This window comes from Streptomyces sp. E11-3, assembly GCF_046540415.1.
GTDB lineage: Bacteria > Actinomycetota > Actinomycetes > Streptomycetales > Streptomycetaceae > Streptomyces.
Window position 1 is genome coordinate 1,913,567 of record NZ_JAZGRL010000002.1, and the last position, 26,751, is coordinate 1,940,317.

Consider the following 26,751-nt stretch of genomic DNA (forward strand, 5'->3'; position numbering starts at 1 on the left):
GAGCGCCAACATCTCACCCGCCGTCCGAGGCGCTCACTTCCTGCTGAAGGTGCCGAGATCGTTCGTGTCGAGGTTCTCGACCCGGACCTTCTCGGCGCGTGAGCCGGACCCGATGGTGAAGGTCACGCCGGACAGCCCGACGGCGTTCTCGCCGGTGGTCCGGTAGCTGAAGGTGTCACCGTCGTAGTGGCGCAAGGTGAACTGCTGCTCGTCCGGTCCCAGTTGCATGGTGAGCCGGTCTCCCCGGATGCTGACGGTCAGCGGGCCGTAGTGGTCGTTGGCGTACGTTCCGGTGTAGGCGCTGTTGGCTCGGGCAGGGGCGGGCCGTGCCGGGGGCTTCGTGTAATCGACCGAGGAGCGCTCGCCAAGGGTCTCCTGCAGAAGCAGCGGGCCGAGGAACGTCAGCCAGTCGACCGTCGGCCCGCCGGTCTGTGCGGTGTCGAGGAACTCGCTGGCGATCGCCTCGGGTACACCGACGGGAGAGCCGTTGGTGAGAACGACGATGCCGAGCCCTTCCGATGGCAGCAGCGTGACGTTGGTGGCCGCGCCCAGCCCGAAGGCACCGGAGTGCCCGAGCTTCAGCCTGCCCTCGTCGTCGTAGCTCACGTTCCAGCCGAGCCCGTAGAACCCGGTCCTGCCCGCCGGCGCGTGCGGTGGATTGGAGACGATGTGCGGCAGGTGGGTCTCGGCCAGCGCGGCGCCGTCGACGAGCTGCCGCCCCCCGAACTTGCCGTTGCCGAGTTGCAGGCGCAGCCACTTCGTCATGTCCCGGGCCGTGGAGCTGACGCCTCCGGCCGGGCTCTGGGCGTCCGCGTTCCGCACGTGCTCGGCCTGCCAGGTGTCGCCAGTCTTCACATGGGTGGCGGCCTTGTTGTCGGCCTTTTCGTAGTCGGCGAAGGACGAGCTGGTGGAGTCCATACCCAGCGGCCGGTACAGCTTCTCGGCGGCCAGCTCCTCCCAGCTGGTGTCCGCCGCCCGCGCGACGGCGACCGCGGCCTCGGTCAGCCCGAAGTTCGTGTACGCGTAGTGGGCGCGGAAGGGGGCCAGTGGTTCGTCCCGGAGGTGCTCCAGAATGTACGAGCGGTCGTAGCCGAGGTCCTCCAGGAGGTCTCCGGCGTGGTCCGGCAGCCCGCTGCGATGCGAGAACAGGTCGGCCAGCGTGACATGGCGGGTGACCCAGGGGTCCTTGAGGGCGAAGTCGGGGCTGTGCTCGACGACCGGGTCGTCCCAGCCGACGGTCTTCTCCCCTACTGCCGCGGCGACCACGGTGGACGCGAGCGGCTTGGAGACCGAGGCCATCTGGAAGACGGTGTCGGGTCCGATCCGACCCTTCGCACCGGCTTTCCGTACACCGAAGCCCTTCAGATGCAGCACCTCGTCGTCGTACACCACGCCCACGGCGACTCCGGGCACACCGGTCCGGCGCATGGCGTCCCGTACGGTGTCGTCGAGCCGGTCCACCGCGGTGTCCACCTCGGCCCGCGTGATGCTCGGCGGTGGCTGGGCGGGCGGGACGCTGGGCAGCGGCGACGCCTTGGCGGCCGCCCCGGTGGCGGGGGTGTCAGCGGTGTCGGAGTCGGAGCCTGTGCAGCCGCCGACAAGGAGCGCGGCCAGGCCAAGTGCCGTGGCCGCTGCCGTGCGGGTGCGAAAGCGGCGGGAGTGCGTACGGTCGAGGCGAGCCATGCACCCATAGAAGGTCCTGGCCCGACACGTGTCGCATCGGCGAGCCATTCGGAGGACCCGGAGAGGACCGGGAGGGGACCCGGCCCCGGCTCCGGAGAGGAACCGGACCCGCGGGGACCGGGTCCGAGGGGACCACGTCCGAGACGGGCCATCGCCCTACGCCCGTTCAGACGCAAAGCTTCCGCCACACGGACGCGAGACGGTGTCGTACGCCTCCCGGGTGCGGTCGCCCGCCCCACAGTGCCCGCATGACACATACCCGCAAAGCCTGGCTGTGCGTGGCCGCGCTGCTCGCGTTGACCCTGAGCGGTACTCCCGCCCTCTCCGCGACACCGTCGTCGACACCGCCGCCCGGGCATCAGGACCGCGCCTGTGCGGCCACGCCCAAGGCGCACGGGCAGGCCCGGAAGATCGCCAAGATCGTGCGCCAGACCCGCAAGGAGCTCGGGCTGAATGCCGCGCTGGTCAAGGTGACCGTGCACGGGCGCGAAGTCGTCACCACCGCCACCGGCGAGACGATGACCGGCGTCCCCGCCACCACCGACATGCACATGCGGGTCGGTGGGGTGGCCATCGGCTATCTGACCACCGTCCTGCTGCAACTCGCCGACGAGGGCCGGGTCAGCCTGGACGAGCCGGTGTCCCGGTGGCTGCCCCGGCTGCCGCATGGCGACAAGATCACGCTGCGTATGCTCGGCAGCTCGACATCGGGGCTGTACGACTACGTGACCGACCCCGGTTTCCTCGAAGCCGTTCACGACGACCCGTTCCGGCAGTGGACCCCCCGTGAGCTCGTCGCCATCTCCACCGGTGAGCCGCTGTGGTACGAGCCGGGCACCAACTGGAGCTACTCGCACGCCAATTTCGTGCTCCTGGGAGCCGCTCTGGAGAAGATCACGGACACCCGGCTGGACCGGCTGCTCCACCAGCGCATCATGCGGCCGCTGGGCCTGCGCGAGACCCGTAACGCCTTCACCCCCGAGATGCCACGGCCGGTCCTGCACGCCTTCAGCACCGAGCGCGGCACATACGAGGAGTCCACCTTCTGGAACCCGTCCTGGACGATCGCGCCCGGGGCGGTGCTGACCTCGGACATCTGCGACGTGGCCCGTTCGGCGGAGGCCATCGGGTCGGGGAAGCTGATCTCGCGGGAGGCGTACCGCACCCTCCTCAATCCCGGCACCGTCGGCAAGGGCGGCCCGACCGAGACCTGTCCCGCCACAGTCTGCCGGGCGCAGACCGAGGCCACCCACTACGGGCTCGGGATGGTCGTCAGGAACGGCTGGGTGTTCCAGAACCCGGTGTTCAACGGCTACGGCGAAGTGATGGCCTACCTGCCCGAGAAGGGCGTGGCGATCGCGGTGGCCACGACGACCGGCCCCTCCTCGCCCGCGGGCAACACCGCGGAGGCGGTGGCCTCACGCATCGCGGCCGCGCTGACGCCGGACCATCCTCTGTTCGGCTAACGGCAGCAAGCCATCCAACCCGCTTTTCACAGGTCAGATCGTTTCTGCACGGGAGGCGCTGAGTGGGGCGGGTGGGACTCGAACCCACGGCCGACGGATTATGAGTCCGCTGCTCTAACCGGCTGAGCTACCGCCCCAAAGCGGCGTGTCGCGTACACGTGTGCGCGCCGTCTGCCGCAGCATAGCCGCTCATACGATCTCTCGCGTCGGATGGTCGGCTCTGCACGCCCATGAGGACTTCACCGCTGCCCGCGCGGTTCCCCCGGACATGAAAAAGGACCCCTGAGGGGTCCTCTTCATCTGCTCTCCCGACTGGACTCGAACCAGTAACCTGCCGGTTAACAGCCGGCTGCTCTGCCAATTGAGCTACAGGAGATCGAGCTCCCCCGACTGGACTCGAACCAGTAACCTGCCGGTTAACAGCCGGCTGCTCTGCCAATTGAGCTACAGGGGAACGCCTCGTTGCAGCAAACTCCACCTACCTGGGGTTTCCCGGGCGGCGTGCGTTCGCTGCGACACATACATTAGCGCAAGCAGGGGGGTGCTCCGCCAATCGGTATCGGCAGGCGGCGCGGCAAGGAGCGAACGACCGGACGGAAGGGAAGGGTGGCAGCCATGCGGTACAAGCTCACGTTCGTCGCCGGACTGGCCATCGGATACGTCATCGGGACCCGGGCGGGCCGGGAGCGCTACGAGCAGCTCCGCAAGTCCGCGCGGGAGCTCGCGCAGAACCCGGCCGTGCGGAACGCGGCGGAGTCCGCGGCGCAGGGCGGCCGCCAGTTCGCGGGCAAGGCCTTCACCTCGGTGAGCGACAAGGTCGGGGACCGGATGCCCGACTCGGTGGCCGAGCGGGTGCGTTCGCTGCGCGAGAAGACCCAGCGCGGCCAGGGCGCCGAGGACGACTGGGGTACGAGCAACACCTGACGAGGCGGGCCGTACGGCGCGTGTCGGTATGGTCCCGGAGTGCCGAGGTGATCCGTGGTGCTCCGGGGGTCCGGCTTGGGCTGGCGTAGGGCAAACTCTCTGGCATGGGGATAGTCGCCGGTCTGGACAGCTCGTCCGAGTTCACACGCATCATCGTCTGCGACACCGACACCGGTGCCGTACTGAAGCAGGGCTACGCACCGCATCCGCTCGACGGGCGCCCGTCGGACGTCGATCCGCAGGCCTGGCTGCTCTCCCTGGGCGAGGCCGCCGCCGGGGGGCTGCTCGAAGGCGTGCAGGCCATCGGCGTCTCCGCGCAGCAGAACGCGGTCGTGCCGCTGGACTCGCAGGGCAACGCCGTACGCCCCGCGATGACCGGTAGCGACAAGCGGGCCCAGGTCGCGGCGGCGGACCTGATCGACGCGCTGGGCGGGCGGCAGGCCTGGGCCGAGGCCGTGGGCTGCGTACCGCAGGCGGCGCAGCCGGTGGCCAAGCTGCGCTGGCTGGCGCGGACCGAGCCCGAGGCGGCCCAGCGCACCGCCCTGGTGATGCAGGCCCACGACTGGCTGGTGTGGCAGTTGCTCGGCCGGCCGGCGCGGCAGACCGCGGACCGCGGCGGTGCGTCCGGCACCGGCTACTGGTCGGCGACGTCCGGCGCGTACCGCCCTGACCTGGTGGAGCTGGCGCTCGGCCACCAGGTGGCGCTGCCCGAGGTGCTCGGCCCCGCGCAGGCCGCCGGGACCACGCCGGAGGGGCTGCTGATATCGGCGGGCACCGGCGAGACGATGGCCGCGGCCTTCGGGCTCGGCATCGGACCGGGCGACGCCGTGGTGTCGCTCGGCGCGTCGGGGTCGGTGATGGCCGTACACCACGAGGCGCTGCCCGACCCGAGCGGAATGATCACCTCACTCGCGGACGCGACCGGGATGCAGCTGCCGGTGGTGCACACGCTCAACGCGGTGCGGGCCCTGCGTGGCACCGCGGAGCTGCTTGGCACCGATCTCGAAGGGCTTTCCGCGCTGGCGCTCAAGTCGACGCCCGGCTCGCACGGCCTGGTGCTGCTGCCGTATCTGGAGGGCGAGCGCACCCCGCAGCTGCCGCACACCGCGGGCACCCTGAGCGGGCTGCGCCGTGAGTCGATGAAGCCGGAGCATCTGGCGCGGGCCGCGTTCGAGGGCATGCTCTGCTCGCTCGCGGACGCGCTGGACGTGCTGCGCGGGCGCGGCGTCGAGGTGCGCCGGGTGTTTCTGCTGGGTGCGGCGGCCGAGCTGCCCGCGGTGCAGGCCGCGGCGCCCATGCTCTTCGGCGCGCCGGTCGTCGTACCGCAGCCGGCCGACTACGCGGCGATCGGCGCGGCGCGGCAGGCCGCCTGGGCGCTCGGCGTCTCCCAGGGCACGCTGGCCCCGCACTCCCCGCCGGCCTGGCAGGGCGCCGCGGCGCAGGTGTTCGAGCCGGGCGACGAGTTGGCGGTGGGGCAGGCCGTACGGCAGCAGTACGTGGCGGTGCGGGAGCAGACCCATCCGGGGGCGTTCGCCTGACAGGTTCGCCTGACAGGGGAGACGAAGGCCAGAGGCGCCGGTGGCAGTTCTTGACCAGGGATTGAGCTATTTCGTTGGGCTCTGGTCAACGGTCTGTCGCAGGATGGGGGAAACCGGCCTCGGCGACTGCGATAGGTAGCGCGTGCTCACAAGACTCCTGCGGACCCACCTCGCTCCGTACAAGAACGCCATAGCGTTACTGGTGCTGCTGCAGTTCCTGCAGACCTGCGCCACGCTGTATCTGCCCACCCTCAACGCCGCGATCATCGACAACGGTGTGGTGAAGGGGGACACGGGCTACATCCTCGGCTTCGGTGCCGTGATGATCGCGATCACCGTGGTCCAGGTGGTCTGCAACATCGGGGCCGTCTACTACGGCGCGCGGACCGCCGCGGCCCTGGGGCGGGACGTGCGGGCCGCGGTCTTCGACCGGGTGCAGTCGTTCTCCGCCCGTGAGGTCGGCCAGTTCGGGGCGCCGACGCTGATCACCCGGTCGACCAACGACGTCCAGCAGGTGCAGATGCTGGTGCTGATGGCGTTCACGCTGATGGTGTCGGCCCCGATCATGTGCGTAGGCGGCATCGTGATGGCGCTCAGCCTGGATGTCCAGCTGTCCTGGGTGCTGGTCGCGGTGGTTCCGTTGCTCGGCATCTGTGTGAGTCTGATCGTGCGTCGGCTGCGGCCGCTGTTCCGTCTGATGCAGGAGCGCCTGGACACGGTGAACCGGGTGCTGCGTGAGCAGATCACCGGCAACCGCGTCATCCGGGCCTTCGTCCGCGACGCGTATGAGAAGGAGCGCTTCAAGGGCGCCAACAGCGAGCTGACCGATGTGTCGCTGGGGACCGGGCGGCTGCTGGCGCTGATGTTCCCCATCGTCATGACGGTGGTCAACATCTCCTCGATCGCGGTGGTCTGGTTCGGTGCGCACCGGATCGACAGCGGTGGGATGGAGATCGGTGCGCTGACCGCGTTCCTGGCCTATCTGATGCAGATCGTGATGTCCGTGATGATGGCCACCTTCATGTTCATGATGGTGCCGCGCGCCGAGGTCTGCGCCGAGCGCATCGAGGAGGTCCTGGATACGTCGTCGAGTGTGGTCCCGCCGAGTGCGCCGGTACGGGAGCTGCGACGGCACGGGCATCTGGAGATCAGGGCCGCCGGGTTCTGCTATCCCGGTGCCGAGGAGCCGGTGCTCAAGGAGGTCGGGGTGATGGCCAGGCCCGGTGAGACGACCGCGGTGATCGGCTCCACCGGCAGCGGGAAGTCCACGCTGCTCGGCCTGGTGCCGCGGCTGATCGACGCCACGTCGGGGCAGGTGCTGGTCAACGGCGTAGACGTACGCGAGCTCGACCCCGTACTGCTGGCCCGGACCGTGGGACTCGTACCGCAGAAGCCGTATCTCTTCTCCGGCACGGTGGCGACCAATCTGCGCTACGGCAATCCTGACGCCACCGACGAGGAGCTGCTCAAGGCGCTGGAGGTGGCGCAGGCGCTGGAGTTCGTGGAGCGGCTTGAGGGCGGTCTCAACGCGCCCATCTCGCAGGGCGGGACGAATGTGTCCGGCGGGCAGCGGCAGCGGCTGGCGATCGCCAGGACGCTGGTGCAGCGGCCCGAGATCTACCTGTTCGACGACTCGTTCTCGGCCCTGGACTACGCGACGGACGCCGCGCTGCGGGCCGCGCTGGCCCGCGAGACCGCCGAGGCGACCGTACTGATCGTGGCCCAGCGGGTCTCCACCATCCGGGACGCCGACCGGATCGTGGTCCTGGACGAGGGCCGGGTGGTCGGCAGCGGCCGCCACCACGAGCTGATGGACGGCAACGAGACCTACCGGGAGATCGTGCTCTCCCAGCTGACGGAAGCGGAGGCAGCCTGATGGCCGGCGGTCCGATGGCGGCGCGGATGGCGGCCGGCGGCGGTCCCGACCAGCGCTCGATGGACTTCAAGGGCTCCGGGAAGCGACTGCTCGCGCAGTTCCGGCCGGAGCGGATCACGATGTACGGGATGCTGCTCGCCGGCGTGCTCAGCGTCGCGTTCTCGGTGGTGGGGCCGAAGATCCTGGGCCAGGCGACCGACCTGGTCTTCGCCGGGATCGTCGGTCGGGACATGCCCGACGACGCCTCACGGCAGCAGGTGATCGACCAGACGCGCGAGCGCGGGGACGACGGCGTCGCCGACATGCTCTCGGGGATGGACTTCACACCGGGCCAGGGCATCGACTTCGCGGCGGTGGGCCAGGTGCTCGGCCTGGCGATCGGGGTCTTCCTGGTGGCGGGGCTGCTGATGGCGGTCGCCACGCGGCTGTCCAACCGGGCGATCAACCGCACCGTGTTCCGGATGCGCGAGGACATCCAGGCGAAGCTGTCGCGGCTGCCGTTGTCGTACTTCGACAAGCGGCAGCGCGGCGAGGTGCTCAGCCGGGCCACCAACGACGTCGACAACATCGGGCAGACGCTGCAGCAGACGATGGGGCAGCTGGTCAACTCACTGCTGACGATCATCGGTGTGCTGGTGATGATGTTCTGGATCTCGCCGCTGCTCGCCCTGGTGGCGCTGGTGACGGTGCCGCTGTCGTACGTGGTGGCGACCCGGGTCGGCAAGCGGTCGCAGCCGCACTTCGTGCAGCAGTGGAGGTCCACCGGCGAGCTGAACGCGCACGTCGAGGAGATGTACACCGGGCACGCGCTGGTGAAGGTCTTCGGGCGGCAGGAGGAGTCGGCGAAGGCTTTCGCCGAGCAGAACGAGGCGCTGTACCAGGCCGGTTTCCGGGCCCAGTTCAACAGCGGGATCATGCAGCCGCTGATGTTCTTCGTCTCGAACCTGAACTATGTGCTGGTGGCCGTGGTGGGCGGCCTGCGGGTCGCGTCCGGGTCCCTCACGATCGGTGATGTGCAGGCCTTCATCCAGTACTCGCGGCAGTTCTCGATGCCGCTGACGCAGGTGGCCTCGATGGCGAACCTGGTGCAGTCGGGCGTCGCGTCCGCCGAGCGGGTCTTCGAGATCCTGGACGCTCAGGAGCAGGACGCGGACCCGGTGCCGGGGGCGCGGCCTTCGGTGTCCCGCGGCAAGGTCGCCCTGGAGCGGGTCGCCTTCCGCTACGACCCCGAGAAGCCGCTGATCGAGGACCTGTCGCTGGCCGTCGACCCCGGTCATACGGTCGCGATCGTCGGCCCGACCGGCGCGGGCAAGACGACCCTGGTCAACCTGCTGATGCGGTTCTACGACGTGACCGGGGGCCGGATCTGCCTGGACGACGTGGACATCGCCACCATGTCGCGGGACGAACTCCGGTCCCAGATCGGCATGGTGCTGCAGGACACCTGGCTGTTCGGCGGCACGATCGCGGAGAACATCGCGTACGGGGCGGCGAAGGAGGTCACGCGCGCGGACATCGAGGAGGCGGCGCGGGCCGCGCACGCGGACCGGTTCATCCGTACGCTGCCGGACGGCTACGACACGGTGATCGACGACGAGGGCACGGGGGTCAGCGCCGGCGAGAAGCAGCTGATCACCATCGCGCGGGCGTTCCTCTCCGACCCGGTGATCCTGGTCCTGGACGAGGCGACCAGCTCGGTCGACACCCGCACCGAGGTCCTCATCCAGAAGGCCATGGCCCGCCTCTCCCACGGCCGCACGTCCTTCGTGATCGCCCACCGCCTCTCCACGATCCGGGACGCGGACACGATCCTGGTGATGGAGGACGGCGCGATCGTCGAACAGGGCACCCACGAGGCGCTACTTGAGGCAGGCGGCGCGTACGCCCGCCTGTACAAGGCGCAGTTCGCGGAGGCGGTGACGGAGGTGGACTAGGCTTGCCCTGGCCTCAATCGCCGGCCGGGCTGACTTTCAGCCCGGCCGGCGATGCCTTCCCCCCCGCCCGGCGATGCCTTTCGGGAAGGGGCGGGGTGGGCGGTCAAATCTCCGACTTGTCCACGACGCAGAACCGGCTGCCCTCGGGATCGGCGAGCACGACGAAGTCGGCGTCATCCGGGTACTCCCAGTCGACAACCGCCGCGCCCAGCGCCACCAGCCGCTCAACCTCGGCCCGCTGATCCGCGGCGTACAGATCAAGGTGCACGCGCGGCCGCGACTGCACCGGCGTCTCGCTCGTATCCAGGGCCAGATGCGCCCCGGCCCGCCCATCCGGCGGGACCAGGATCACCGAGTCCTCGATCGCCCCGGCATCACGCGGCACGTACCCAAGAGCCGCGCTCCAGAACGCATACGCGCGATGCACATCGTCAACACCGAGGACAGTCGTACCCATGGTCAACATCAGTCCAGGTAACCACGCAACTGATCAGCGAACGCATGGTCGCGGAGCTTGTTGAGGGTCTTGGACTCGATCTGGCGGATGCGCTCGCGGGTGACGCCGAAGATGCGGCCGATCTCCTCCAGGGTGCGGGGGCGGCCGTCCGCCAGGCCGTAGCGGAGCTGGACGACCTTGCGTTCGCGTTCGCCGAGGGTGGAGAGGACCGCCTCCAGATGCTCCCGCAGCAGCAGGAACGCGGCGGACTCGACGGGCGACGCGGCGTCGCCGTCCTCGATGAGGTCGCCGAGTGCGACGTCGTCCTCCTCGCCGACCGGGGCGTGCAGCGACACCGGCTCCTGGGCGAGGCGCAGCACCTCGCTGACCCGTTCGTGCGGCAGGTCGAGGTGGCTGGCGACCTCCTCGGGGGTGGGTTCGTAGCCGCGTTCCTGCAGCATGCGGCGCTGCACGCGGACCACGCGGTTGATCAGTTCGACGACGTGGACCGGGACCCGGATGGTGCGGGCCTGGTCGGCGAGCGCCCGGGACATGGCCTGGCGGATCCACCACGTGGCGTACGTGGAGAACTTGTAGCCCCGGGCGTAGTCGAACTTCTCCACCGCCCTGATCAGGCCGAGGTTCCCTTCCTGGACCAGGTCGAGCATGGTCAGCCCGCGGCCCACGTACCGCTTGGCGACCGAGACGACCAGGCGCAGGTTCGCCTCGATCAGGCAGCGCTTGGCCATCCGGCCCATGACGACCAGTTTGTCGAGGTCCAGCGCGAGCTGGGAGTCGGGGTCGGAGGTGCCCGCGATCCGCGCGAGCTTCTCCTCGGCGAAGAGGCCGGCCTCGACCCGGCGGGCGAGCTCGACCTCCTCGGCCGCGGTGAGCAGCGGAATCCTGCCGATCTCGCGCAGATACTGGCGGAAGAGGTCGGATGACGGCCCCGAGGTGTCAGGGCGGACGCGGGGTTCGGGCGGCTCCGGCGCCTCGGGCAGGTCGGCGGCGGGCTCGGCCGCTTCGACCGGCTCGGGGGGCGCCGCCCGCTCCGGCTCGACCTCGGGGTGGTGTACGGCCCGGCTCTGCGGCGGGACGGCCGTGATGACATCCGCGCCGGCGCCTTGGGCGTCGGCGGCGGTGGGAGTGGCAGCGGCGGATTCGCCGTTGGTCTTGAGCAGGGTCCGCGTCTGGCTCTGCGGCTGGGTCTGGGTCTGCACGGGGGCGACCTCCAGGGTGATCGCTGCCGGTTCGGGGGCGTGCGGCAGCGGAACGGGGAAAGCGGCCGCGCCGCCGTCCGTCCCGTAATCGATGAGCGGATCCGCGGGGTTGTCGGGCCCACGCTCGGTGGGCCGGCCGCGCTCCGAGGACTCAGGCACCGCACCCAGTGTGGAGTACGACACATCTCCGCCACGAGGGGCGTGCGGTGACTTTTTGAGTCCGGGCCGTTACCGACCGGTTACCCCGTCCGAAACCTCTCTAACGGGTGATCTGGAGGCCTGTGGCGGCGCCCGGCGCGAGGGTTCGGCGCGCGGCGCGGAGCCCGGCGCGGCTCAGCGCGGCGCGGAGCTGGGCGCGGCTCAGCGCGCGGCGCGGCTCGGAGCTGGGCGCGGCTCAGCGCGCGGCGCGGATCGGCGGCCGGCGCGGCTCAGAGCGCCGCGGCGCCCTGTACCTGGAGCGCCTGGCGGTACTGCTGCAGCACCCACAACTCGTTCTGGGCCGCCGTCAGTTGTCCGGGGTCCGCGCCCGCGCCGAGCCGGGCGAGCGCGCCGTGCAGATCCTGGATACGGCGGTCGACTGCGCGCAGCCGGACCTTCACCAGCTGCTCACCCGCGTACGCCTCGTCGACCTTCTTGTGCATGATCGCCTCGACGGCGAGCTCGGTGACCATGGCGCGCACCGTGTCGTCGGGCGCGATGTCGCGGACCTGGGCGAGATAGCCGGGGGCGTCCTGGACGCCCTGCTCGGCGCCGCCCGCCTGCTCGATGGCCTGGCGTACGGCCGCGTACGGCGGCGCGGTGAACTCGTCGGCGCCGTACGCGTCGAACGCCGGGGAGACCAGGTCCGGGCGCTGCAGGGCGAGTTTGAGCAGCTCGCGCTCGGTGCGGTGGGCGGGGCTGCGCAGGTTGAGCGCGGGGCCGCCGGGGGGCTGCGGGGCTTCGGTGTACGTGGGCTGCGGGCCGCGCGTCGGTGCCGCCTGGGCGGGGCCCCGGCCGCCGCGGTCGCGGGCCCAACGGGCCAGCTGGCCGACCCGCTTGACCACGAACTGGGTGTCCAGGATGCCGAGCATGCCGGCGAGCTGGACGGCGGACTCGTGCTGGATCGCGACGTTCTTGATGTTGGCGACGATCGGTGCGGCCTCGTCGAGCGCGGCGGCCCGCCCGGCCGGGGTGTCCAGGTTGTGCCGCTTCACGATCTGCCGGATGGCGAACTCGAAGAGCGGCGTACGGGATTCGACCAGGGCGCTCACCGCGCCGTCTCCCTCGGCGAGGCGCAGGTCGCAGGGGTCCATGCCGCCCGGCGTGATCGCGATGGAGGTCTCGGCGGCGAACTTCTGGTCGTCCTCGAAGGCCCGCAGCGCGGCCTTCTGGCCGGCCGCGTCACCGTCGAAGGTGAAGATCACCTCGGCCGTGGCGTGGTCCATGAGCAGGCGGCGCAGGATCTTGATGTGGTCGCCGCCGAAGGCCGTGCCACAGGTGGCGATGGCGGTGGTGACCCCGGCGAGGTGGCAGGCCATGACGTCCGTGTAGCCCTCGACGACCACGGCTCGGCTGGTCTTGGCGATCTCCTTCTTGGCCAGGTCGATGCCGTACAGGACCTGGGACTTCTTGTAGATCGCGGTCTCGGGGGTGTTGAGGTACTTCGGGCCGTTGTCGTCCTCGCGCAGCTTGCGCGCGCCAAAGCCCACGACCTCGCCCGAGATGTCCCGGATCGGCCACATCAGACGGCCGCGGAAGCGGTCGATCGGGCCGCGTCTGCCCTCCTGGGAGATCCCGGAGAGCACCAGCTCCTTGTCGGTGAAGCCCTTGCCGCGCAGAAAGCGGGTGAGGTGGTCCCAGCCGGCCGGGCTGTAGCCCACTCCGAAGTGCGCGGCGGCGGCCTGGTCGAAGCCGCGCTCGGCCAGGAACTTCCGGCCGATCTCGGCTTCGGCGCTCTCCAGCTGCTCGACGTAGAACTGCGCGGCGATCTTGTGGGCCTCGACCAGGCGGATGCGCTCGCCGCGCTGGTGTGCGGGGTTGTACCCGCCCTCCTCGTACCGCAGCGTGATGCCCGCCGTGGCGGCCAGGCGCTCGACCGTCTCCGAGAAGGAGAGGTGGTCGATCTTCATCACGAAGGCGATCGTGTCGCCGCCCTCCTGGCAGCCGAAGCAGTGGAAGAGCCCCTTGCTGGGGCTGACCTGGAAGGAGGGGGACTTTTCGTCGTGGAACGGACAGAGGCCCTTGAGGTTGCCACCGCCGGCGTTGCGCAGCTGGAGGTACTCGGACACGACGGCGTCGATCGGGACCGCGTCCCGTACCGCCTTCACGTCCTCGTCATTGATCCTGCCAGCCACGCGGTAAGTCTACGGTGGCGCGCTGACACTCATTCGATGAGGGAGGTGAGCGGGACGGACGGGTCTGCCAGCTTCTCGGGGGCCGGGCGGGCGCCGGTGCGGATGAGCTGCTGGATGGGGTCCGTGACGTCCCACACATTGACGTTCATCCCGGCCAGCACCCGGCCGTCGGCCAGCCAGAAGGCGATGAACTCGCGCTTTCCGGCGTCGCCGCGGATGAGCACCTGGTCGTACGCGCCCGGGGGCGCCCAGCCGGAGAACTCGAGCCCCACGTCGTACTGGTCGGAGAAGAAGTACGGCACGCGGTCGTACGTCACCTCCTGGCCGAGCATCGCGCGGGCCGCTGCGGGGCCGCTGTTCAGCGCGTTGGCCCAGTGCTCGACGCGGAGCCGGTGTTCGTAGAGCGGGTGCTGGGCGGCCGCCACGTCGCCGGCCGCGAAGATGTCCGGATCGCTGGTCCTGAGCGAGGCGTCCACCGCGATACCGCCGCCGTGCGTCCGGTCGGCCAGGGCCAGGCCCGCGGCTTCGGCGAGTGCCGTCCGTGGGGCGGCGCCGATCGCGGCGAGTACGTCGTGCGCGGGGTGCTCGTCGCCGTCGTCCGTCCGGGCGGCCAGCACCATGCCGTCCTGGCCGGTGATCTCGGTGAGCCGGGCGCCGAAGTGGAAGCGGACGCCGTGGTCCCGGTGCAGGTCGGCGAAGAGCCGGCCCACCTCGGGCCCGACGACCGCGTGCAGCGGGGTCGGCTCCGGCTCGACCACGGTGACCTCGGCGCCGTACTCGCGGGCCGCGGCGGCGACCTCCAGGCCGATCCAGCCCGCGCCCGCGATGACCAGGTGGCCGTTGTCCCGGCCGAGCGAGGCCAGGACGCCGCGCAGCCGCTCGGCGTGGGCGAGGCGGCGCAGGTGGTGCACGCCGGCCAGTTCGGTGCCGGGGATGTCCAGGCGGCGGGGCTCGGCGCCGGTGGCGAGCAGCAGCTTGTCGTAGCGGACCGTGGTGCCGTCCCCGAGGCGTACCGCCTTGGCGTCCCGGTCGATGGCCACGGCGGGCAGACCGAGGTGCAGCTCGACGTCCGCCTGGGCGTACCAGGCCGCCTCGTGCACGAAGACGCTCTCGCGCTCCTCCTTGCCGAGCAGATAGCCCTTGGACAGGGGAGGGCGTTCATAGGGGTGGTCGCGCTCGTCGCAGATGAGTATCACCCGGCCGGTGAATCCCTCGGCGCGCAGGGTTTCGGCCGCCTTCGCTCCGGCGAGCCCGCCTCCGACGATGACGAATGTCTGGTCCGCATCGACCACTTGGTGCCTCCTTACGCCCTGCCGCACCGCCTCGGCCGTCGCGTCCGCGTCGCCCTCGTGCCGTACGGCCCTGCCGCCCTGCCAGCCAGTTGCCCTTGCGAGCGTCCCGCACACGGCGTGCTGCGGGAAGAGGCAGGGCCTGTTCCTGACTCGATCACATCATGGGGCACTGACATCGCTGGTGCGGGTTCCTCCTGGTTCAGGGGCGCGTCCCGGTGAACCGGGCGTGCAGGGAGCGCGCGGACGCGTCGGTGAGCGCGGCGATCTGATCGACGATCACCCGCTTGCGGGCCTGCTCGTCGGGTGCCTCGTCGAACAAAGCCCGGAACTGCGGGTCCAGGCCCTGAGGGGCGCGGGCGGTGAGGGCCGCGGCCAGCTCGGCGATGATGACGCGCTGATCGGCGCGGAGCCGCTCCTGTTCGTCGCGCTGCATCACATAGCGGTCGGCGACGGCCTTCAACACGGCGCATTCCAGGCGGGTTTCGTGCGGTACGACGAGCTCGGCGGCGTAGCGCGTAAGGCGGCCGGTGCCGAAGGCGGCGCGGGTGGCGACCTCGGCGGCCAGGCAGAAGCGGCCGATCAGCTGGCTGGTGGCGTCCTTGAGGCGGGCCTGGGCGACGGCGGACCCGTCGTAGCCGTGCGGCCACCACTCCTGTTCCAGGAGTCGGTCCAGGGCCTCGGCGAGCTCCGCGGGGTCGGTGTCATCGGGCACGTACCGCCCGATCGCGACCGCGAAGACGTCCTGGCGCTCGGCCTCGGCGTGCAGGGCGTTGGGGTCGAGGTGGCCCGCGTGCAGTCCGTCCTCGACGTCGTGTACCGAGTACGCCACGTCGTCGGACCAGTCCATGACCTGGGCCTCGAAGCAGGTGCGGCCGGCCGGGGCGCCCTCGCGGACCCAGCCGAAGACCGGGAGGTCGTCCTCGTACACGCCGAACTTGGCTGATTTTGGGTCGGTGGGGTGCCCGCCGCGAGGCCATGGGTACTTGGTGGCGGCGTCCAGGGCGGCGCGGGTGAGGTTGAGGCCGACGCTGACCGCTTCGCCGGTGTCCGGGGAGCGGACGAAGCGCTTGGGTTCGATCCGGGTGAGCAGCCGCAGCGACTGGGCGTTGCCCTCGAAGCCGCCGCAGTCCTCGGCGAACTCGTTGAGCGCCTGCTCGCCGTTGTGCCCGAACGGGGGGTGGCCCATGTCGTGCGAGAGGCAGGAGGTCTCCACCAGGTCCGGGTCGCAGCCGAGTGCGGCGCCCAGCTCACGGCCCACCTGGGCGCACTCCAGGGAGTGGGTGAGCCGGGTGCGCGGGCTGGCGTCCCAGACGGGACTGCGAGTGCCGGGGGTGACGACCTGGGTCTTGCCTGCCAGGCGGCGCAGCGCGGCGGAGTGCAGCACCCGCGCGCGGTCGCGCTGGAAGGCGGTGCGGCCCGGACGTTTGTCGGGCTCGGCGGCCCAGCGCTCGATGGCCGCGTCGTCGTAGGACTTGTCGTGCGGGGTGCCGGTGGTGTCGTGCGTACCTTCCATGCACTGACACTAGACGGCAGCGGGGACAAACCGGATACGGGCGGGGTCCGGGCCGGTCCGGCAGATGTCGAAAAGAGGTCGGGAGGGAGTGGGAGAGGGTCGGGAGGAGTCAGGAGAGGGTGGGCGCGGGAGCGGTGGGCTGGGGTTGCGGGTGGCGGACGCCGCTGAGTGAGATCCGGCCGAGCTGGCTGCCGAGTTGGGCGGTGATCCGGGTCAGNGTGTGCGTGCCTGGGCACGCACACGGGCCGCGCCCTCCGCCGGTCGCGGTTGTCACCGATTGGGATGGTGGGTGAGCCAGTCGCCGCCCGGGATGGGGGTTCCAGTGGTCCGCAGGGTGCGGGCCACACGAGGGGACGCGACGTAGACCCAGGCGTGCACCGGTGCCCCGTCGGAGGCTCGGGTCACGTCCCTGGCGACCCGCTCGTACAGGTTGTCGGGGTCGCCGGGGCTGTGGTCCTCCAGGCGGTCGAGGGCCTGGAGGAGGGCGGGGTACGACGCGGGGAGCACGGTGAGCAGTTCGCCGTGCACCACAGCGCCGCTGCCGGGCTCCTCGACGGCGTACGGGTAGCCGGGTCCCTCGTACAGCACGACGTCCCGCAGTCGGCCCGGCTCGGCGGACGTCAGTCGGCCGCGCAGGAACAGCTCGTGATTGTGGGCGCCGGGGCGCAGGGTGCCGTAGACGAAGAAGGGAAGCCGTGTCACCGGGTGGTCTCCCGGACCACCCAGTCCAGGTAGGCCGCGCTGCCGCGCAGGACGGGGGTGGCGATGATCTCCGGGGTCTCGTAGTCGTGGGCCGCGGTGATCCACTCCTCGAGTTCGGGGTAACGCTCCGCTGTCGTCTTCAGCAGGACCTGCCACTCGTCGTCGGTCTCGATGTTGCCGTTCCAGCGGTAGACGGAGGTGACCGGTCCCGCGATCTGCGCACACGCGGCGAGCCGCGCGGCCACCGCCCCGCGGGCGATGGCCTCCGCCTTGTCCGCGGCGTCCGTCGTCGTGAGCACCGTCAGTACGGTGAACGCTGTCTGCATAGCCCGTCCTCTCAGCCGGTCGTCGCCCCGCGGCCGCTCGGCCGGGGTCCACCGTCGATTGTGGTGGACTCCCGACCGAGAACTCGGCTGAGGCCCCGGCCGAGATATCGGCTGAGATACCGGCTGAGATCTGGCCGAGATCCTGGACGGCGTCCGTCCGCAGAGGTCACGCCCCGTACGCCCGGACCGCCTTCGCGTCCCGCAGGGCCCGTGCCCACCAGCCGAGCTGGTCCAGCATCGTCTTGGCCGCCGCGTCGGCCTCGGCCGGGTCCCGGTGCCTGCCGCTGTCGTCGAAGTGCGCGCCCGCGTTGTGAAAGGAGACCGTGTCCCGGACCGTGACGGAGTGCAGCTCGGCGAAGACCTGCCGCAGCTGCTCCACCGCGCGCAGCCCTCCGGAGATTCCGCCGTACGAGACGAAGGCGACGGGCTTGGCCTGCCACTCGCCGCGGTGCCAGTCGATGACGTTCTTCAGTGCGGCCGGGAAGGAGTGGTTGTACTCGGGGGTGAGGACGACGAAGGCATCGGCGGCGGCGAGCTTCGGCGTGACCTCGCCGAGCGCGGTCGCCGCCTCCGGCGACTGGCGGAAGGAGGTGGGCAGCTCGGCCGCGGCCGCGTCGACCAGGTCCACCTCGAAGTCGGCACGTTCCCGCACCCGGGAGAGGAACCAGTCGGCGATGACCGGCCCGAAGCGGCCTTCGCGGTTGGAGCCGAGGATCACGGCCACCCGCAGCGGGGCGTCGGAGTGGGCAGGGGCAACGGTGGTGTGCTCAGCAGCTGTTGTCATGCCTTAAGGCTCATACCTCAACCTTTGTTGAAGTCAAGCTACGATGTCGGGCATGACGCGCCTCACACCTGACAGCAGGGAAGTCACCGTCGGGGAACTGGCCGAACGCAGCGGCGTCGCGGCCTCAGCCCTGCGCTTCTACGAGCGCGAAGGCCTGATCACCAGCCGCCGCACCTCGGGCAACCAGCGCCGCTACAGCCGCGAGACGCTGCGCCGGATCGCCTTCATCCGCACCTCGCAGCGGCTCGGCCTGCCCCTGGCCACCATCCGCGAGGTACTGGGCCTGCTCCCGGACGACCGCACCCCCACCCGCGAGGACTGGGCCCGGATCTCCGAGTGCTGGCGCGCCGACCTCGACTCCCGTATCCGCACCCTGCAGCGGCTGCGCGACAACCTCACCGACTGCATCGGCTGCGGCTGCCTGTCCCTGGACCGCTGCGCGCTGTCCAACCCGTACGACGAACTCGCGAGCCATGGACCGGGCCCGCGCCGCCTGATCGAGGACTGAGAGCGAGAGCGGAGGCCGGGCGGTGGAACCGCCGGTCACCCGTTCACAGCCCTAGCAGCCGCCCTTCGGATTCTTTCCGCCGACGCGCCGGTGACCTGCTGCGACGTTCCCGTCGGTACGTCAGGAACCGCTCGTTCGCCAGGTTTCTGACGCCTCATCGACAGGCGTGGTCGGGCGACGCCCGGTTTCCTCGGTAGCAAGGGCGCGACCGACTCAGCGGCACATGGGGGTGCCGCGGGCCACGCCCTGACGGAGGGAACACATGGGCACCGCCACCCGCCTGCTGACCGGTACCGCGCTCGCCGCCGCCTCGGCCTGGCTGGCCGCAGCCCCCGCTCTGGCGGCGGACCCGGCCGCCCTGGAGATCTATCCGCCGAGTGCGACACCGGGCAGCGAGGTGACGGCGAACACCACCGCGTGCGGCTCGGGCGGCACCGCCGCAGGCGACGCGAGCGCGGTCGGCGCGGGTGCGTTCAAGCTGGCGCCCAGTACGCACCAGGAGGACGCGATCGGGCAGTTCAAGGTCCCGACCTCGGCCTCCCCCGGCACGTACGCGATCCGTGCGAAGTGCACCAACGGCAAGGAGGTGTCGGGCGACCTGGTCGTCACCCTCACCTCCAGGGAACAGGTGACCCCGAAGGGGCATGTAAAGACAGGGGTCGGCGGCGCTCTGGGCCCCGACCCGCTGAAGACCGCGGCGGGTGTGGCGGCACTGGCCGTCGCCGCCGCGGGCGGTACCTGGCTCCTGCATCGCCGTGCGAGAGGCGACGGGATCTGACCGGACATCCTCCGCTGTCCACCGGTACCGCCAGCCCCGCCCCCTTCGCGTCCGCGGCCGCACGCGGCTCGAAGGGGGACGGGGACACGGGCGCCACACCCGAGGGGACCCCATGCACCCTGCGCACCTCACCCTCGCCCTCACCAAAAGGGCCGTCAGCGCGACCATAGGAGCCGTCACCGTCGCGGCCCTGTGCTCCGGCATCTGGCTGCTGCAGAACGGCGCGGCCCACGCACCCCCGCAGCCCTCAGCCGCCCAGGCAGCGGACCGCCCCACCGGCGGGTCGGTGGACCTGGACGCGGCCCCCGCACTGGCCCCGTCCCCGCCGACGCGGATACGTATCCCCGCCCTGCGGGTCGACGCCCCGCTGATGGGCCTCGGCCTCAACGCCGAAGGGGGCCTGAACGCGCCGCCCGCCGAACGCCCCTCGCTCGCCGGGTGGTACGAGGCGGGCACATCGCCTGGCGAGCGCGGCACCGCCGTCGTCGCCGGGCACGTCGACAACGCGCAGGGCCCCGCCGTCTTCTACTCGCTGGGCGCCACGAAGAAGGGCGACACCATCGAGGTGCCCCGCGAGGACGGCAGGACCGCGGTGTTCACCGTGGACGCCGTCGAGGTGTACGACAGCCGGGCCTTCCCGGACGAGAAGGTGTACGGCGCCGCGAACCGCCCCGAGCTACGGGTGATCACCTGCGGTGGCGGCTACTCGAAGAAGACCGGCTATCTGGGCAACGTGGTGGTCTTCGCCCACCTCACGGACACCGTCTGAGCCCTCGCAGCCCGCTCACCCCAGCCACTGCTCGTACGCCAGCTTCCCCACCAGCGACACGACGACCACCACCAGCACCCCGCGCACGAACCCGCTCCCCCGCTTGAGCGCCATCCGCGCCCCGGTCATGCCGCCCACCAGGTTGAACGCCGCCATCAGCGCCGCGAGCTGCCAGTACACCGTGCCCTTGTACGAGAACATCGCGAGGGCACCCAGATTGGTGCACACGTTGACGATCTTCGCGGTCGCCGATGCGTGCACCAGGTCCATGTGCAGCACGGCGGACAGCGTCAGCACCAGGAAGGTGCCGGTGCCGGGCCCGAAGAGCCCGTCGTAGAAGCCCATCCCCAGCCCCGCGAGGACGATCGCGGCGATCACCCGCTGCCGGGTGGGCGGCCCGGCGACGGCCGTGGAGCCGAAGGTCGGCTTCAGCATCACGAAGGCGAGCACCCCGAGCAGCACCACCATGATCATGGGGCGCAGTACGTCCTGACTGATCCCCGCGGCGAAGAACGCGCCGACCATCGAACCGGCGAGCGCCGCGAGACCGATGCGGACGGCGGTCCCCATCTCCAGGGTGGTCTTCCGCGCGAACGTCACGGCCGCGCCCGTGGTACCGACGATCGCCACCGCCTTGTTGGTGCCGAGCGCGTACGCGGGCGGGGTGCTGCCCGGCAGCCCCAGCAGCAGCGCGGGAAGCAGCAGCAGTCCCCCGCCGCCCACCACGGCGTCGATCCATCCGGCCGCCAGAGCGGCGAGGCACAGCACAACGACCATGGTCAGGGATATCTCGGGCATGATCGCGACACTACGAAGCCGATAGGTGTGCCGTCCATGAATCCCTGGAGCCTTGAGCGCCTTCTGAGGTTCCCGTCACCCAGAGTGCGGTTACGGGGCCGCTTGTGGCTCTGCGTCGCCGATGGTCGGCCGGTCGGGGGCGGGCGGCGCGGCCGGTTCCACCACGACGGTGAGCAGGGTCGCGGCGAGCGCACTCGCTCCGGCCAGCGAGGCGGCGAGCCTGCGGCGGGCTTGGCGCGTGGGGGTTTGGGTGGTCTGACGGCGAGGTCTGCGGTGTCTTCCCACGTTCAGTCTCAGCGTTCCGTCTCAGTGTTCCTTCTCAGAAGGCGAAGTTCTCGGTGTGGATACGTTCTTCGGGCACCCCGGCCCGTACGAGCCCGATGACCGCCGAACTCGCCATACCGGGCGGGCCGCAGAGGTAGACGTCGTGCTCGGCGAGGTCGGGCAGCAGGTTGCGCAGCGCCTGGGGGGCGAGCGGGTCGAAGGCGGCGTCGGAGGGGCCGAGCAGATAGTGCAGCCCGGCCCGCCTGGCACGCGCGATCGCCTCCAACTCCGTACGCAGGACCAACTGCTCCGCCGAACTCGCCCGGTACAGCAGCGTGATGTCCCCCGGCCCGCCGGGCAGCGTCTCGAAGAGCGCGCGCATCGGGGTGATGCCGACGCCGCCCGCGAGCAGCAGCACCTTGCGCCGGGTGCGCCGGTGGGCGGTCAGCGCCCCGAAGGGTCCGGTGGCCAGTACCCGGGTGCCGGGTCTGAGACGCCGGACGCGGCGGGTGTGGTCGCCGATGGCCTTGACGGTGATGCGCAGCGTGTCGTCGCGCACCGGCGCGGAGAGCGAGAAGGGCAGCGCCGAGTGCCAGAGCCCGCGCCGCAGGAACCGCCAGCGGAAGAACTGCCCTGGTTCGGCGCACAGTTGGTCGAGCCCGCTGCCCCGCATCACCACGGAGACGACATCCGGCCCCTCCCTGCGCACCTCCAGCACCCGCAGGCTGTGCCGCAGTGCCTGCCGCACCGGCACCACCACGCGGTACCAGACCAGGAGTACCGCGACCCCGGTGTGCAGCAGCGCCCATACCCACACCGCCGCCACGCTGCCCGCGATGTCGGGCCCGACCAGCTGATGCGCGAAGGCCAGCGCGGCCCCGGCGTAGGTGAGCAGATGGACGCCCCGCCAGGTCCCGTACGAGACCCGGCACCGCACCGCACGCGCCGACGTGACGCCCACCGCCGCCAGCAGTGCGGTGCCGAGTGCGGCGGCCGCGAGCCCTGGGTAACCGAGCAGATCAGCCGTGGCGGACACCAGGTCGATGTCACGGTGTACGGCGTACCCGCACAGCGCGAGCCCCGCGTGCGCGGCGCACAGCGACAGCACCCATCGCCCGCCTGCCGCATGCCACCGCGCCAGCCGGTCCGCCCCGACCCCGTGCTCCAGCGCGGGCACCCGAGCCATCAGCAGCAGCATCGCCAGCACCCCGTACCCGGCCAGCAGCCCGGTCAGGTGCGCTCCGGTCGCGAACAGCGCGTCCAGCCGCGCCGACACCTCGACCTGCACCGCCCACAGCCCGACCACCGCGCTGGCCCCACCGACGAGCCCGCCCCGCAGCACCTTCGGGGCGGCCCGGAGCGGCGGGACGGGGGTGGGGTGGGTCGCCTGGGTCATCACGACGCCGAAGATAGGGGCTGTGCGACCGGGAAAATGGCTGGTCAGGGGCGTATGACTGATCCTTAAGGTTGCTTTGAGCATCCCCTCACCACCGATTAAGCCTCGGGCATCAACAGAGATCTTGACCGATCGTTCCAGTTCGCCCTAGAGTCATCTCCGTGGCCAGGACCAAGGAATTCGACCCGGACGCCGCGCTGCAGTCGGCTCTCGAGCTGTTCTGGCGGCGCGGTTACGAAGCGACGTCGATGGCGGACCTCGTGGAGCACCTCGGCATCGGGCGCGCCAGCCTGTACGCGACGTTCGGGAACAAGCGCGAGCTGTACCTGAAGGCCATGGACCGGTATACGCAGACCCTCGACCCGATCCTGCTGGACGAGCTCTCCCAGCCGGGACCGGTACTGCCCGCCGTGCGCGCGGTGGTGCGCCGGTTCGCCGCCGAGGCCAGCGCCGACGAGGTGCGCCTGAACGGCTGCTTCGTCACCAACACCGCGGCCGAACTGGCCCCGCACGACCCCGCCGCGGCCCGCCGCGTCGAGATCGGCTGGGACCACCTGGAGACCCCGCTGCGCGCCGCGCTGGTACGGGCCCAGGCACAGGGCGAGCTCTCCCGGGTCCGGGACCCGCTCGCCCTGGCGCGGATGCTGCTGGTGCTGCTGCAGGGGATCCGGGTGGTCGGCAAGGCGTCGGGGGACCCGGCGCGGGTGCGGGACGCCGCGGAGCAGGCACTGCTCCTGCTGGACTGACGAGAGGCCGGAAGCGCTATGACGCATGCGCTTCTTCCTCATGCCCAAATAATGGAATGAACGGTCAAGAATTAGGGGGAATCATGGCCACCAGCCAGGAGACAGCGCCACCCGGCACCCGGATATCCGGGCCACCCTGGTCACCCACCGCCGCGTTCGCCCTGCTCGGCACCGTGCAGGTCACGCTGATCTTCACGCTCGCCGCGCTCGCCGTGCCGCTCCCCCGCATCGGGCGCGAATTCGGCCTCGGCCGCGGCGACCTGATCCTGCTCAGCGCCGCGTACGGGCTGACCTTCGCCGGGCTGCTGCTGCTCGGCGGGCGGATCGCCGACCGGTACGGCGGGCGCCGGGCGTTCGCCGTCGGGCTGCTGCTCTTCGGGGCCGCGTCGGCCGCCGCACCGCTCGCCCCGTCGTACGCGGCGCTACTCGGGGCCCGTTTCGCGCAGGGGGTGGGCGCCGCGCTGGTCGCGCCCGGTGCGATGGCGGTGCTGCGGACGGTCTTCCCGTCCCCGGCCGCCTACGGAAAGGCCATGGCCACCTGGGGCGGGCTGTCCGTACTCGGGGCCACCGCGGGCAATCTGCTCTCCGGGGTGATCTCGGCGCTGTGGTCCTGGCGGCTGGCCTTCGCGGTGCCGCTGGCGGTGGCGGCGCTCGCGCTGGCCCTCGCGCCCCGGCTGCTGCCGCCGACCGCGCCCGGCGCCGGGCGCGAGCTGGATCTGCGCGGGGCCGTACTGGTCACCGGCGGGATCACGGCGGCCAGTTACGGGCTCGTCGCGACCGACGCGTACGCCTGGAGTTCGGCCCGGGTGCTGGTTCCGCTGGGCGTCGGGGTCGCGCTGGTCGCCGCGTTCCTCCGCGTCGAACGGCGGGTGGCCGACCCGCTGCTGCCGCCCCGGTTCGCGCGCGAGCCGCGGCGCGCGCTCGGCCTGGCCGCCACCGGGCTCACCGCCGCGGGTACCGCCGGCGTCTTCGTCCTGTTCTCTCTGTATCTGCAGGACGAGCGCGGCTGGTCGACGCTGCAGACGTCGGCCGCGTTCGTACCGTTCGCCGTCGCGCTGCTCGGCTCGGGGCGGGCGGCGGGTCCGCTGATCGGGCGATACGGGGCACCGACCGTGACCGGGGTCGGGCTCGCCGTCGGGGCGGCCGGGCTCGCACTGCTGGCGGCGTTCGGATTCTCGTCCCACCTCCCGTTCCCTTATGCGTACGGCCTGTTGCCCGGTCTGGTGCTACTGGCCGCTGGCGGCGCCCTCTCCTTCGCGGGGTCCGCCGTGCTCGCCACGTCGGATGTCGCGCCATCGGACGCGGGGCTCGCGGGCGGCGTACTCAACACCGCCATGGAGCTCGGCGCGACGGTGCTGTTCGCGGCGCTGATCGCGCTGGGCGACGACGCGGCGAGCCTCACGGCCGCGGCGGCGCTCTTCGCGGCGCTGGCAGCGACGGCCCTGCGCTTCCGCACCCGCCGCTGACCTACCCGTACGTACGACCCATCCGACAGCTCACCCACCAGCTCACTCAACAGCTCACTCAACAGCTCATCCAACACAAGGAGTTCACCATGTCCCGTACCCGTTTCTCCGGCAAGACCGTCCTCGTCACCGGCGCCGGTTCCGGCCTCGGCCGCGCCATCGCGCTCGCCTTCGGCGCCGAGGGCGCCCGTGTCGTCGTCGCCGGGCGCACCGAGGGCCCGCTCAAGGAGACCGCCGCGCTCATCGAGGAGCAGGGCGGCACCGCCGCCTTCGTCACCGCCGACGTCTCCCGCGCCGCCGATGTGCGGGCCCTGGTCCGCACGGCCGTCGACCGGTTCGGCGCGCTCGACGTCGCCGTCAACAACGCCGGAGTCCTGCGCGGTGCCGGGCAGCCGATCGCCGAGGTCGCCGAGGCCGACTGGCAGACGCTGTTCGACATCAACGTGACCGGCGTCCTGCTCGCCCTCCAGGCCGAGGTCGCCCAGATGCGCACCCAGCCCGGCGGCGGCGCGATCGTCAACGTCTCCTCCAACCTCGGTGCGCACAAGCAGATCCCGGGCGTCACCGCGTACGCCGCGTCCAAGGCGGCCGTCTCCGCCCTGACCCGCGGCGCCGCCCTCGACCACATCGCCGACGGGGTACGCATCAACGCCGTGAGCCCCGGCGCCTCCGCCACCACGATGTCGCTGCTGCCCGGCGAGACGGAGGAGCAGCGTGCGGCGCGTATGCGGGAGCAGTCGCCGCTGGGGCGGGTCTCGACGACCGACGAGGTCGCGGCGGCCGTGCTCTATCTCGCCTCGCCTGAGGCCGGTTCGGTCGTCGGCACGGACCTGGTCATCGACGGAGGCGCCGCCGCCTGACGCAGAGGCGAGACCGAGAAGCGAGACTTAGCGGCGAGACTCAGGGGCGAGACTCAGGGGCGAGACTTGGGGGTCTTACCCTGGAGTAACCAGGCATCATCCGAAGTCTCTCCAGAGGAGTTCCGCTATGACGGGCTGGCACGCGAGCGACATCCCCGACCAGAGCGGCCGCACCGCGGTGGTCACCGGCGCCAACAGCGGCATCGGCTATGTCACGGCACGCGAGCTGGCCCGTCGTGGCGCCAGGGTGCTGCTCGCCTGCCGCAGCGAAGCCCGCGGCAAGGAGGCGGAGTCCCGGATCAGCTCCGAAGTGCCGGGCGCGGCGGTGGAGTTCGTGCCACTCGACCTCGGCGACCTGTCCTCTGTACGGGAGTTCGCGGCGGCCTACCCGGGCGAGCGGCTTGACCTGCTGATCAACAACGCGGGCGTGATGGCCCTGCCGTACACGACGACGGCGGACGGCTTCGAGACGCAGTTCGGCGTGAACCACCTCGGGCACTTCGCCCTGACCGGACTGCTGCTGCCGAAGCTCATGGACACGCCGGGGGCCCGCGTGATCACCGTCTCCAGCGGATTCCACGCCCTGTCGAACATCGACATCGGCGATCTGAACAGCGAGCGCGGGTACCGCCGTTGGATCGCCTACGGCCGCTCCAAGACCGCCAACCTGCTCTTCGTCCACGAACTGGCGCGCAGCCTGAAGGCCGCCGGCTCCGGAGTCGTCGCGGCCGCCGCGCACCCCGGCTACGCCAGCACCAACCTGCAGACGGCCGGGGTGCGGATGGAGGGCCGCCGCCGCGCCGAGCGGGTCGTCGAGCTCGGCAACAGGGTCATGGCCCAGTCCGCCGAGATGGGCGCCCTGCCCACCCTGTACGCGGCTACCGCACCCCGCGTACGCCCGGACTCCTTCACCGGGCCGAAGCTGCTGGGCTGGCGTGGGGCGCCCGCGAGGTCCTGGCGGGCGAGGTGGACGCTGGACGATGTCGCGGGGGAACGGCTGTGGGTGGCGAGCGAGCAGCTGACGGGGGTCACGTACGACGCGCTCAAGGGGTAGGGGCCTGCGGGACTCACGAGCCCGCGAGACCCACGGGCTCACGAGCTCACGAGCTCGCGGGGACCGGCTTCCTCCGCCCGACTTC

Annotated in this window: 24 protein-coding genes and 3 tRNA genes; 12 read left to right on the forward strand and 15 right to left on the reverse strand. The window is 71.2% G+C overall.

The window, feature by feature from the left end:
• Positions 1-33: 33 nt before the first annotated feature.
• Positions 34-1,683 carry a serine hydrolase gene (locus U9R90_RS27775; RefSeq protein WP_411059422.1) on the reverse strand — a complete coding sequence of 550 codons (1,650 nt, stop codon included), beginning with the start codon at positions 1,681-1,683 and terminating at the stop codon, positions 34-36.
• 248 nt (positions 1,684-1,931) lie between these two features.
• On the opposite strand from U9R90_RS27775, the gene U9R90_RS27780 reads away from it, so the two are divergent.
• On the forward strand, positions 1,932-3,149 hold the full coding sequence (locus U9R90_RS27780) for a serine hydrolase domain-containing protein (protein ID WP_411059423.1): 1,218 nt from the start codon (positions 1,932-1,934) through the stop codon (positions 3,147-3,149).
• A gap of 63 nt (positions 3,150-3,212) precedes the next feature.
• Here U9R90_RS27780 and U9R90_RS27785 read toward each other — a convergent pair.
• From U9R90_RS27785 to U9R90_RS27795, 3 genes are all read right to left on the reverse strand, one after another.
• Positions 3,213-3,286 (reverse strand) — tRNA-Ile (locus tag U9R90_RS27785).
• 166 nt (positions 3,287-3,452) lie between these two features.
• Positions 3,453-3,525, reverse strand: a tRNA-Asn gene (locus U9R90_RS27790).
• Between the two features lie 5 nt (positions 3,526-3,530).
• Positions 3,531-3,603 (reverse strand) — tRNA-Asn (locus tag U9R90_RS27795).
• Positions 3,604-3,764: 161 nt separating this feature from the next.
• Here U9R90_RS27795 and U9R90_RS27800 point away from each other — a divergent pair.
• The 4 genes from U9R90_RS27800 to U9R90_RS27815 all read left to right on the forward strand — a co-directional run bounded on the left by U9R90_RS27800 (position 3,765) and on the right by U9R90_RS27815 (position 9,421).
• Positions 3,765-4,073: a YtxH domain-containing protein gene (locus U9R90_RS27800; RefSeq protein ID WP_411059424.1), complete on the forward strand. Its 309-nt coding sequence runs from the start codon at positions 3,765-3,767 to the stop codon at positions 4,071-4,073.
• Positions 4,074-4,177: 104 nt separating this feature from the next.
• Positions 4,178-5,611: an FGGY family carbohydrate kinase gene (locus tag U9R90_RS27805; protein ID WP_411059425.1), complete on the forward strand. Its 1,434-nt coding sequence runs from the start codon at positions 4,178-4,180 to the stop codon at positions 5,609-5,611.
• Between the two features lie 142 nt (positions 5,612-5,753).
• Positions 5,754-7,487: an ABC transporter ATP-binding protein gene (locus U9R90_RS27810; RefSeq protein ID WP_411059426.1), complete on the forward strand. Its 1,734-nt coding sequence runs from the start codon at positions 5,754-5,756 to the stop codon at positions 7,485-7,487.
• The gene (locus U9R90_RS27815) at positions 7,487-9,421 is read left to right on the forward strand and encodes an ABC transporter ATP-binding protein (RefSeq protein ID WP_411059427.1); all 1,935 of its coding nucleotides are present in this window, start codon (positions 7,487-7,489) and stop codon (positions 9,419-9,421) included. Before U9R90_RS27810 ends, U9R90_RS27815 begins: the two co-directional genes overlap by 1 nt.
• A gap of 103 nt (positions 9,422-9,524) precedes the next feature.
• Here the strand turns inward: U9R90_RS27815 and U9R90_RS27820 are convergent, their stop codons facing one another.
• From U9R90_RS27820 to U9R90_RS27855, 8 genes are all read right to left on the reverse strand, one after another.
• Complete coding sequence (locus U9R90_RS27820) at positions 9,525-9,887, reverse strand: VOC family protein (RefSeq protein WP_411059428.1); 363 nt, start codon at positions 9,885-9,887, stop codon at positions 9,525-9,527.
• The gene (locus U9R90_RS27825; protein ID WP_411059429.1) at positions 9,887-11,236 is read right to left on the reverse strand and encodes an RNA polymerase sigma factor; all 1,350 of its coding nucleotides are present in this window, start codon (positions 11,234-11,236) and stop codon (positions 9,887-9,889) included. Before U9R90_RS27825 ends, U9R90_RS27820 begins: the two co-directional genes overlap by 1 nt.
• A 269-nt stretch (positions 11,237-11,505) precedes the next feature.
• Positions 11,506-13,410: a DNA primase gene (gene dnaG, locus U9R90_RS27830; protein WP_411059430.1), complete on the reverse strand. Its 1,905-nt coding sequence runs from the start codon at positions 13,408-13,410 to the stop codon at positions 11,506-11,508.
• A 29-nt stretch (positions 13,411-13,439) separates the two neighbouring features.
• Positions 13,440-14,702, reverse strand: a complete 1,263-nt coding sequence (locus U9R90_RS27835) for an NAD(P)/FAD-dependent oxidoreductase (RefSeq protein WP_411059431.1) — start codon at positions 14,700-14,702, stop codon at positions 13,440-13,442.
• Between the two features lie 199 nt (positions 14,703-14,901).
• Positions 14,902-16,215, reverse strand: coding sequence for a deoxyguanosinetriphosphate triphosphohydrolase (locus tag U9R90_RS27840; RefSeq protein WP_411059432.1), 1,314 nt, complete (start codon positions 16,213-16,215; stop codon positions 14,902-14,904).
• Between the two features lie 270 nt (positions 16,216-16,485).
• Positions 16,486-16,917 carry a gamma-glutamylcyclotransferase family protein gene (locus tag U9R90_RS27845; protein WP_411059433.1) on the reverse strand — a complete coding sequence of 144 codons (432 nt, stop codon included), beginning with the start codon at positions 16,915-16,917 and terminating at the stop codon, positions 16,486-16,488.
• The gene (cutA, locus tag U9R90_RS27850; protein ID WP_411059434.1) at positions 16,914-17,243 is read right to left on the reverse strand and encodes a divalent-cation tolerance protein CutA; all 330 of its coding nucleotides are present in this window, start codon (positions 17,241-17,243) and stop codon (positions 16,914-16,916) included. The genes U9R90_RS27845 and cutA overlap by 4 nt, the downstream gene beginning before the upstream one ends.
• A gap of 166 nt (positions 17,244-17,409) precedes the next feature.
• On the reverse strand, positions 17,410-18,027 hold the full coding sequence (locus U9R90_RS27855) for an NADPH-dependent FMN reductase (RefSeq protein ID WP_411059435.1): 618 nt from the start codon (positions 18,025-18,027) through the stop codon (positions 17,410-17,412).
• Positions 18,028-18,079: 52 nt separating this feature from the next.
• On the opposite strand from U9R90_RS27855, the gene soxR reads away from it, so the two are divergent.
• The 3 genes from soxR (at position 18,080) to U9R90_RS27870 (ending at position 20,082) form a co-directional block, all read left to right on the forward strand.
• Positions 18,080-18,535 (forward strand): redox-sensitive transcriptional activator SoxR, encoded by a 456-nt coding sequence (gene soxR, locus U9R90_RS27860; protein ID WP_411059436.1) that lies wholly within the window; start codon positions 18,080-18,082, stop codon positions 18,533-18,535.
• Between the two features lie 262 nt (positions 18,536-18,797).
• On the forward strand, positions 18,798-19,313 hold the full coding sequence (locus U9R90_RS27865; protein ID WP_411059437.1) for a hypothetical protein: 516 nt from the start codon (positions 18,798-18,800) through the stop codon (positions 19,311-19,313).
• A 112-nt stretch (positions 19,314-19,425) separates the two neighbouring features.
• Complete coding sequence (locus U9R90_RS27870; protein ID WP_411059438.1) at positions 19,426-20,082, forward strand: class F sortase; 657 nt, start codon at positions 19,426-19,428, stop codon at positions 20,080-20,082.
• 15 nt (positions 20,083-20,097) lie between these two features.
• On the opposite strand, the gene U9R90_RS27875 is transcribed toward U9R90_RS27870, so the two are convergent.
• The 3 genes from U9R90_RS27875 to U9R90_RS27885 form a co-directional block, all read right to left on the reverse strand.
• A complete protein-coding gene (locus tag U9R90_RS27875; protein WP_411059439.1) occupies positions 20,098-20,880 on the reverse strand; it encodes a sulfite exporter TauE/SafE family protein in 783 nt (260 codons plus the stop codon).
• A 90-nt stretch (positions 20,881-20,970) separates the two neighbouring features.
• Positions 20,971-21,165: a hypothetical protein gene (locus U9R90_RS27880; protein WP_411059440.1), complete on the reverse strand. Its 195-nt coding sequence runs from the start codon at positions 21,163-21,165 to the stop codon at positions 20,971-20,973.
• Positions 21,166-21,199: 34 nt separating this feature from the next.
• The gene (locus U9R90_RS27885; protein WP_411059441.1) at positions 21,200-22,540 is read right to left on the reverse strand and encodes a ferric reductase-like transmembrane domain-containing protein; all 1,341 of its coding nucleotides are present in this window, start codon (positions 22,538-22,540) and stop codon (positions 21,200-21,202) included.
• 161 nt (positions 22,541-22,701) lie between these two features.
• Between U9R90_RS27885 and U9R90_RS27890 the strand changes: the two genes are divergently transcribed.
• From U9R90_RS27890 to U9R90_RS27905, 4 genes are all read left to right on the forward strand, one after another.
• The gene (locus U9R90_RS27890) at positions 22,702-23,286 is read left to right on the forward strand and encodes a TetR/AcrR family transcriptional regulator (RefSeq protein ID WP_411059442.1); all 585 of its coding nucleotides are present in this window, start codon (positions 22,702-22,704) and stop codon (positions 23,284-23,286) included.
• Positions 23,287-23,369: 83 nt separating this feature from the next.
• Positions 23,370-24,752: an MFS transporter gene (locus U9R90_RS27895; RefSeq protein ID WP_411059443.1), complete on the forward strand. Its 1,383-nt coding sequence runs from the start codon at positions 23,370-23,372 to the stop codon at positions 24,750-24,752.
• Positions 24,753-24,841: 89 nt separating this feature from the next.
• Positions 24,842-25,612 carry an SDR family NAD(P)-dependent oxidoreductase gene (locus U9R90_RS27900; RefSeq protein ID WP_411059444.1) on the forward strand — a complete coding sequence of 257 codons (771 nt, stop codon included), beginning with the start codon at positions 24,842-24,844 and terminating at the stop codon, positions 25,610-25,612.
• A 127-nt stretch (positions 25,613-25,739) separates the two neighbouring features.
• Positions 25,740-26,666, forward strand: coding sequence for an oxidoreductase (locus U9R90_RS27905; RefSeq protein ID WP_411059445.1), 927 nt, complete (start codon positions 25,740-25,742; stop codon positions 26,664-26,666).
• Positions 26,667-26,751: the final 85 nt, after the last annotated feature.